8 protein-coding genes are annotated in these 8,218 nt (G+C 34.5%); 7 read left to right on the forward strand and 1 reads right to left on the reverse strand.

Features of this window, described 5'->3' with window-relative positions; all coding sequences use genetic code 11:
* Positions 1–2 precede the first annotated feature (2 nt).
* The 7 genes from KFD70_RS28210 (at position 3) to KFD70_RS28240 (ending at position 7,595) form a co-directional block, all read left to right on the forward strand.
* Positions 3–689 (forward strand): IS6 family transposase, encoded by a 687-nt coding sequence (locus tag KFD70_RS28210; RefSeq protein WP_336454247.1) that lies wholly within the window; start codon positions 3–5, stop codon positions 687–689.
* 222 nt (positions 690–911) lie between these two features.
* Positions 912–1,493 (forward strand): Crp/Fnr family transcriptional regulator, encoded by a 582-nt coding sequence (locus tag KFD70_RS28215; RefSeq protein WP_241819317.1) that lies wholly within the window; start codon positions 912–914, stop codon positions 1,491–1,493.
* Between the two features lie 127 nt (positions 1,494–1,620).
* Positions 1,621–2,715 carry an NAD-dependent epimerase/dehydratase family protein gene (locus tag KFD70_RS28220; protein WP_336454246.1) on the forward strand — a complete coding sequence of 365 codons (1,095 nt, stop codon included), beginning with the start codon at positions 1,621–1,623 and terminating at the stop codon, positions 2,713–2,715.
* Positions 2,716–3,033: 318 nt separating this feature from the next.
* A complete protein-coding gene (locus tag KFD70_RS28225; RefSeq protein ID WP_336454245.1) occupies positions 3,034–3,672 on the forward strand; it encodes an NAD(P)-dependent oxidoreductase in 639 nt (212 codons plus the stop codon).
* Positions 3,673–4,393: 721 nt separating this feature from the next.
* Positions 4,394–5,428 (forward strand): Delta(5) desaturase DesA, encoded by a 1,035-nt coding sequence (gene desA, locus KFD70_RS28230; protein ID WP_336454244.1) that lies wholly within the window; start codon positions 4,394–4,396, stop codon positions 5,426–5,428.
* Positions 5,429–5,862: 434 nt separating this feature from the next.
* Entirely contained in the window at positions 5,863–6,999 is a 1,137-nt protein-coding gene (locus tag KFD70_RS28235) for a sensor histidine kinase (RefSeq protein ID WP_336454243.1), read from the forward strand.
* Positions 6,996–7,595: a response regulator transcription factor gene (locus tag KFD70_RS28240; protein WP_336454242.1), complete on the forward strand. Its 600-nt coding sequence runs from the start codon at positions 6,996–6,998 to the stop codon at positions 7,593–7,595. The genes KFD70_RS28235 and KFD70_RS28240 overlap by 4 nt, the downstream gene beginning before the upstream one ends.
* A gap of 247 nt (positions 7,596–7,842) precedes the next feature.
* On the opposite strand, the gene KFD70_RS28245 is transcribed toward KFD70_RS28240, so the two are convergent.
* A partial coding sequence (locus KFD70_RS28245; protein ID WP_431613530.1) for a DDE-type integrase/transposase/recombinase occupies positions 7,843–8,218 on the reverse strand: 376 nt, incomplete at its 5' end.

Genomic DNA, 8,218 nt, shown 5'->3' on the forward strand with positions numbered 1-8,218 from the left:
ATATGGGGTATTTTAAAGGAAAACAGTTTAAAAAGGATATTATATTGGTAGCCGTCGGCTACTATTGTCGTTTTTCTTTAAGTTATCGTGATGTATCTGAAATCTTGAAAGAGCGTGGTGTTTCGGTTCATCCAACAACCATCATGCGCTGGGTTCATGAATATGGAAACCTTATCTATCAAATTTGGAAGAAGAAAAATAAAAACGTTTCATTCTCTTGGAAACTAGATGAAACCTATATAAAAGTCAAAGGAAAATGGCGTTATTTATATCGTGCAATTGATAAAGACGGGCACACATTGGATATTCAACTTCGTAAAAAACGGGATCATCAGGCTGCCTATGCCTTTATGAAAAGATTGGTCAAAACGTTTGGAGAACCAGTAGTTCTCACTACAGACAAAGCACCAGCATTACTTTGCACATTTAACAAATTAAGAGAACAAGGTTTTTATATACATACAACTCATTGTACAATCAAGCATTTGAATAATCTCATTGAACAGGACCATTGGCATGTGAAGCGACGTTTTTCTAAATCCGGAGGATTTCAAAATCTTCGCCACGCTTCCCGTACCTTGAAAGGCACCGAAACCATTCATGCTTTATATAAACGAAACCGAAGTCTTGGCTCAGACTTCGGTTTTTCGACATACAATGAATTACAGGAGCTGCTAACAATCGTATAAAATGTACAACTTTTGTTGGCACCACTTAACCTTAACAAAACTTCGCAACAGAACCCTTTTTTCATTATCATTTTGAATTGATTCACCTTTATCATTACTTATTTTATTATTTGTAAATGTTGCTTGACATGGTTAAATGCTATAATAATAAATTGTGGATAAAGGATATGCCTTATATGTTTATAGAGGTGATGAATTATATGTTTATAGAGGTGATGAATTATGCTTAATAAGCCGAGTGATTATATTGAAGCTGGTTTGAAGCTGGAGTTGGAAGAAGATTTAAAATACTTATTCAATTCAACAGCTGATATAAAGATGGTACCAAAGGATACAATTGTTTTAAGGCAGGGGCAAAGAGTTTCTTCACTGTATTATATTCATAAAGGAATTATGAGAGGCTATTATATAGATGCTGCAGGGAATGATGTGACAAAATGTTTTGCAGCTGAAACGGAATTTGCCTGTGCAGAGGGTTTATTAAGAGTTGAAGAAGCTAGCTTTAATGTAGAAAGCCTGCAAGACAGCATTTGCGTAGTTATTCCGTATAATTCCATAGACCAAGGTATGAAGAAAACTAATCAAATGAAGGTTATATTCACTAATTATATTCAGAAGATTCTTGTTGGTATGCTAAATCGAGAACAGGCGTTACTTATGAAAGATGCACTGGAAAGATACATGGAGTTTAAAAGAGAGTATTCTTCTTTAGAAAGTAGAATAAATCAATCATATATTGCTTCTTATATTGGAATTAGAGCAAGCTCACTTAGTAGAATTAAGAGAAGTATGAAAATAGAATAAACGTTTTTAGGAAACATCAAATAAAAGTATTTGGTGTTTTTTTATTGCAATTTACATATGTCAATTACAACAGGCTATTATCGCATTATGATAACTGGTGTAATCACTGATTTAGGAGGATTTATTTATGAAGAAAATTTCCTTGGTAACAGGTGCAAATGGTCATTTGGGTAACAACTTGGTAAGGGAATTATTAAAAAGAGGAGAAACTGTTAGAGCAAGTGTACGAGATTTAAATGACAAAGAACCATTTATAGACCTTGATTGTGAGATCGTCTACGCCGATTTGAGGGATAAAGCCTCACTTCATAAAGCACTTGATGGAGTGAATACCTTATATCAAGTAGCTGCTGTATTTAAACATTGGGCACAAGATCCTGAAAAAGAGATAATTATTCCTAATGTTGAGGCAACTCAAAATATAATGGAGGCTGCTAAAGAAGCAAATGTAAGAAAAATAGTATATGTAAGCTCCGTAGCAGCATTGTCATTGGACAAGAGAAACTTAAAGGGTAAAATTGATGAAACTACATGGCTTGAAAACAGTCATGGAAATGCATACTTTGATTCAAAAGCACGAGCTGAAAGAACAGCTTGGGAGCTGGCAGAAAAATATGATTTGAATATGGTTAGCGTTCTTCCTGGTGCAATGATTGGTGGAGAGTTTTTAAAGAAAACTCCAACCATACTGGCCTTCGATAGTATTCTTTTAGGAAAGATGAAAGTTAACTATATAAGTGAAATGACGCCAATAGATGTAACTGATGTTGTGAAAGGTATGATTGCTGCAGCGGAAAAAGGTGTAAGGGGTACAAGATATATCTTGGCTAATGAAGAGCCTGTAACTTCAGATGATATCATTAAAATTGCAAAAAAATTTATTCCTAATCTTGAGATACCACAAAAATATACTAAAGAACAGTTGTTAAATTTAGCTGATAAACTTGAATTTGAAGCAAAGGAAAAGAATACTCAGCCATCACTACTTAGAAGTCAAGTAGAATTATATTATGGTGGAATAAATAGACACTATGACCTTACCACATCAAGACAGGATTTGAATTTTAATCCTAAGTTGGGTGAAGTGGCATTAGAAGAGTATTTTAAACGGTTTTTTGCTAGCCTAAGAAAAAATCCTTATAGGGGTAGCATCCATGCCCATCAACTTAAGAAATGCATTGTTCCCCAAAACGAAAAAAATGAGCTAAATTCTTATAAATAACTGCAAAATAATAAAATTTTTGTTTTGGGGACACTTCAAAGTACTAGATTGATGACAACGTGGCGGGGCTCCTAAAATAAGATTATAATTAACATTGCTTTTAACAATGTGACAATGATTATTGTCAGACTTCCATTTCGGTTGCGATCTATTTTGTTATTTAAGGCGTTAAAAGAAAACTTCAGAACAAATAGGTAATTTATGTTGAAATATAAAGAAAAATGATAAATATTATTAATTGTAAAAAGGACAAGATTGTAAAATAAGAATTTAATTCGGAAGGATTGAGTTTACTTATATATTCTTAGGAGTGATGGAATGGATAATCCTTATAAAATAGCTGTAATTGGTGGCACTGGTAAGGTAGGACGTTATATAGCTTCAGAATTGTTAAAAAATGGCTACCAAGTTCGTATGCTTGTTCGGAATCCTAAAAATTTAAAATATAACGATGATAAAGTTGAGATTGTAACAGGTACTGCGGAGAATGTAGATGCAATAAGACAACTACTCGAAGGTTGTCTTATTGTTATAAATTGCTTTGGTCAACCTATGAGAGATACACCTATATATAGCAAAGTTACCAGAGATATACTTGAAGTAATGAAAGAAAAGGATATTAAGAGATATATTGGAGTTACAGGAGCTTCTCTTAATATTATAGGAGATAAAAAAAGTCTTTTAAATAAGATTGGAGCAAAAATGTTTGAAGTGCTCTTTTCCAAAATGATGAAAGATAAAAGAGAAGAGCTGAATATTCTTTTGAAAAATAAAGACCTTGATTGGACGCTAATAAGACTACCTTTTGTAAAAGAGGGTGTTGAAGTTAGAGCAGTCAAAGAAAGTCTTACCGATATGCCTGGGACAATGATTTCAAATAAAGAAATAGCAAATTTTATAATTAGCCAGATTGATAATAAAGAGTATATTCATAAAACACCTTTTATTGCGATTTAATAGGACTCACCATACATACCCATCAACTTAAGAAATTAATTGTTCCCCAAAACGCAAAAAATGAGTTAAATTCCCTTAACTAGCAATATAGAGATAAGGTTAAGTTTTAGGATACCTCAAAAGATTAGGTTGATAAGCATATGGGTTCTGTTGCGAAGTTTTGAGAACTCATAAAAATGTAGAATTAAAATACAATTATTTAGAATAAACATTGGATACTATTCAAAAGAATGTATGATATATTCACTATTTTGCGATGTTTTTAAAGTTTGCAACAGAACCGTCATTTGCATGACATTTGTCATGTTTTGTTTATGACACATATGTCTACAAGACTTCAATCCTTTCCTCTATAATTTGAAATAACCAAAAGGGAAGGAAGGGGTACAGCTAAGATACATGTAATTTTAGGTCATAGTCTGTATTTTATTTCCAAATGAAGTTTATTGAACTTATAACTAGGTATCAATTCATTTATTTGCAATGAAAAATCTGCCTTTGTCTACTATTAATCATCCATTGATTAGTTACTGAAAACATTTCGTTTCGATTGTATGATTAGGGTATATGATAATAAGTTAACAAATAAAAGATTTGACATAGGAGGATTTTTATAAAAAATAATAAACGAAAAATCCGATTCAAAATCCATTTGGAAATAACGGTAAGGCTATAACCTAAAATTACACATATCTCGGTTATACCCTAAGGAACATAAAAGATGACGATACAAAAACAGAAAAATTTAAGGAAACAAGTAGCACCTTACGAAAAGGCTAATACATGGCATAGTGTAAGACAACTCGTTAACACTTTAATGCCTTTTTTCATGTTATGGTTTTTTGCTTACCAAAGTCTATCAATTTCATATGTACTTACGTTAGCTTTGTCGGTAGTTGCGGCGGGATTTCTCATACGGGTGTTTATTATTTTTCATGACTGCTGTCACTACTCTTTCTTTAAGAATCGAACTGCTAATGAAGTAATTGGAAGCATAACAGGTATTTTAACATTATTTCCATATAAACAATGGCAACATAGTCATTCTATTCATCATGCAACGAGCAGTAATTTGGATAAGCGAGGAGTAGGAGATATATGGGTGTTGACAGTAGGGGAATATGGGGCAGCATCGTTTTGGACCCGGGTAGCATATCGGTTGTATCGCAATCCATTTGTCATGTTTGGATTAGGATCGATTTATGTGTTTCTCATTTCAAATCGTTTTAACCGAAAAGGTGCTAGATGGAAGGAGCGTATCAACACCTATGTCATAAACCTAGCAATTGTTGCTTTGGTAGCTGGACTTTGTTTGGCTCTAGGATGGCAGTCTTTCCTTTTAGTACAAGGTCCAATTTTTTTAATTTCAGGATCTATGGGAATATGGCTATTTTATGTACAGCATACATTTGAGGATTCATATTTTGAAGAAGATGAGGAATGGGAATACGTAAAAGCGGCGGTGGAAGGAAGCTCTTTCTATAAGCTTCCGAAGCTCTTACAATGGCTCACAGGAAATATCGGTTTTCATCATGTTCATCATTTAAGTCCAAGAGTCCCGAATTATAAGCTTGAGACTGTGCACAATAATACGCAGCAGTTACAAAATGTACCGACGATAACTTTAACTACTAGTTTACAGTCTTTAAAATTCCGTTTATGGGATGAACAGAACAAAAAATTTGTAGGGTTTAAAGGCAGCAAAGTTCCATCAAGATCAAAGAGTGTCTTAGTTCAGCCCAAACCTAAGTTATAGAAATGTTAAAGTCTATGGAACACACTATCCAGATAAGAGGCCATAACCGGGTCTCTTGTTTTGTTCTGTAAGAAAGCATAAATTTCTAACTGGGGGACTGTTCGACGTAACGAGAAATTTTAGGAATAAAGTGTAAGTATAACTTCTCGAGGTATTGTTTAGCTCCCACGGTCTGCTCCAGTCACCTTTGATACAAAAGGCAAAAAGCGCCTTTTGTATCAAAGACCACAACGAAAGCTTCCATGAATAGATATCGCTCGAACCGCACATTTTATTGTGCGCGGGTTGTTCTTCTACAGGAGCAAGGATGGAAGGTGTTCGCTTTTCTTATTAGAGAAGTGAGTGGTAGGGGTATATATGGATAGAAAGTGGTAAAATAAATTAGGAAGTTAGACTTACGTAACATCTTTAAAATCAAAAAAGAGGTTTCATTCATGATTAAAAAATATTTGACATTCCAAAAGAATAATGGAATTTCTCCTTATTTTTGGACGATTCTTTGTATACTACCTTTTTACTTTATTTTTCAATTATCCTCTATGGTTAAAATTATTGTAGGGATTTTCCTTACAATTTTATTTTTTATTTTTTACCGTATTGCCTTTGTCTCAAAGGGCTGGCCTGTTTATTTGTGGACACTCATCCTAATCGGAATCTCAATTACATCAACAAGTCTTTTCAGCTATGTATATTTTGCTTTTTTTCTAGCATACTTTATAGGCAATATCACAGATCGTATCACATTTCTCACATTATATTTTATTCATTTAATCAGTACGTCCGTCTCTATCAATTACAGCATTATAATGCATGATGAGCTTTTTTTAGAGCAACTGCCTTTTGTAATTATCATTTGGATTAGCGTTATCCTCCTTCCATTCAACATTTACAATAAAAAGGAAAGAGGACAACTAGAAGAAAAGCTGGAGGATGCCAACAAGAGAATCGCTGAGCTTGTCAAATTGGAGGAAAGGCAGCGGATTTCCCGAGATCTGCATGATATACTAGGACAAAAGCTTTCTCTAATTGGCCTAAAGAGTGATTTAGCAAGAAAGTTAATTTATACAGATCCTTATCAAGTACACAGTGAATTAAAGGACGTTCAGCAAACAGCCAGAACTGCATTAAGTGAGGTGAGAAAGTTGGTGTCTTCCATGCGTGGGATTAGATTAAATGAGGAGATTTCTCGTGTAAAGCAAATTATCGAAGCAGCACAAATCCATTTTGTATTTGACCAGAAAGTCCAATTAACTAATGTTTCCCTACTAACTGAGAACATTCTCAGTATGTGCTTGAAGGAGGCAGTAACTAATGTAGTAAAGCATAGTAAGGCCACTTCCTGTTACATTTCGATTGAACAATCGTGGAAGGAAATTGTGATTACTATACAAGATGACGGAACTTTTAAGAATGAGGAAGAGTCTACAGCTAAAAGTCACGGATTAATAGGAATGAAGGAACGTTTGGAATTCATAAATGGCGATTTAGAAATGAGAACAGATGACGGAACAACTTTAATCATAAGAGTACCAAATGATGTCAAGCAGACAGATAAGGAGAAACTTAAATGATTACAATTATGATTGCAGAAGACCAGAAGATGCTGTTGGGAGCCTTTGGTTCACTATTAAATTTAGAGGAGGATATGACGGTAGTAGGACAGGCTTCTAATGGAGAGGAAGCGGTAGCTTTAGTGCGGAAATTGCAGCCTGATGTTTGTATTATGGATATTGAAATGCCTGGAAAGAGTGGGCTCGATGCTGCTGAAGAGATTAAGGGTTTAGGTTGTAAAGTTATTATCTTAACAACCTTTGCTCGTTCCGGTTATTTTCAACGCGCTTTAAAGGCTGGTGTAAGTGGTTATTTATTGAAGGATAGCCCTAGTGAAGATCTGGTAAGCTCTATACGTGGGGTAATGACAGGAAAAAGAATATATGCACCTGAACTCATGGAAAGTGTTTACGGCGAGGAGAATCCCCTTACTGACCGGGAAAAAGAAGTATTAGGGCTCGTAGCTCATGGGAAAAACACAAAAGAAATTGCTGCTGAACTTAGTATAAAAACAGGAACAGTTCGGAATTATATTTCTCAAATAATGGATAAATTAGAAGTTAAAAATCGTATAGAAGCGATTGTCCAGTCAAAAGAAAAAGGCTGGTTTAAGTAGTGTGAAACAGAGATATTATGGGTGGTTCTGTTGCAAAGTTTCCGAAGACATAAAGAGATGGAGAATATTGTGGACCAGTTTTATGAAACTATTAATAATTCATGTAATGCGTTATACGTCGAAAAAACGAAGTTTGGTTGTGAACTGCACCCCAATTGTTGGACACTAACTAACAATTGGAGGTTGGACTGGTTCTGTTGCAAAGTTTGAAAAAAGCATAAACAGGTTGGTAAGTGAGGAACAATGTTTAGGAAGTAGCTAGTAATTGTTGAAGTTCATTGTACGTTGAAAAGGCGGAGTCTCTTTGAAGACTTCGCCTTTGTTTATATAGGGCATGAATAGTCTCGATACCTTTTATCGTACGTGAAGCATGACGAAGATTTTGAAATCCTGCGGATTTGGCAAAACGTCTCTTTACATGCCTATGATCCTGTTCAATGAGATTATTCAAATGTTTGATTGTACAATGGATTGTAGTTTGATAAAATCCTTGTTTTCTTAATTTGTTAAATGCGCAAAGTAATGCCGGCGCTTTGTCTGTAGTGAGAACCGTAGGTTCTCCAAAATGTTTTACTAATCTTTTCATGAAGGCATAGGCAGCCTGATGATCCCGTTTTTTACGA

Source organism: Bacillus pfraonensis, assembly GCF_050768835.1.
Lineage (GTDB): Bacteria > Bacillota > Bacilli > Bacillales > Bacillaceae_G > Bacillus_A > Bacillus_A pfraonensis.

What these genes read in the sequence shown, in the direction of transcription:
- KFD70_RS28210 (WP_336454247.1), top strand. Translation starts at nt 3, where the DNA reads ATGGGGTATTTTAAAGGAAAACAGTTTAAAAAGGATATTATATTGGTA.
- KFD70_RS28215 (WP_241819317.1), top strand. Translation starts at nt 912, where the DNA reads ATGCTTAATAAGCCGAGTGATTATATTGAAGCTGGTTTGAAGCTGGAG.
- KFD70_RS28220 (WP_336454246.1), top strand. Translation starts at nt 1,621, where the DNA reads ATGAAGAAAATTTCCTTGGTAACAGGTGCAAATGGTCATTTGGGTAAC.
- KFD70_RS28225 (WP_336454245.1), top strand. Translation starts at nt 3,034, where the DNA reads ATGGATAATCCTTATAAAATAGCTGTAATTGGTGGCACTGGTAAGGTA.
- desA (WP_336454244.1), top strand. Translation starts at nt 4,394, where the DNA reads ATGACGATACAAAAACAGAAAAATTTAAGGAAACAAGTAGCACCTTAC.
- KFD70_RS28235 (WP_336454243.1), top strand. Translation starts at nt 5,863, where the DNA reads ATGATTAAAAAATATTTGACATTCCAAAAGAATAATGGAATTTCTCCT.
- KFD70_RS28240 (WP_336454242.1), top strand. Translation starts at nt 6,996, where the DNA reads ATGATTACAATTATGATTGCAGAAGACCAGAAGATGCTGTTGGGAGCC.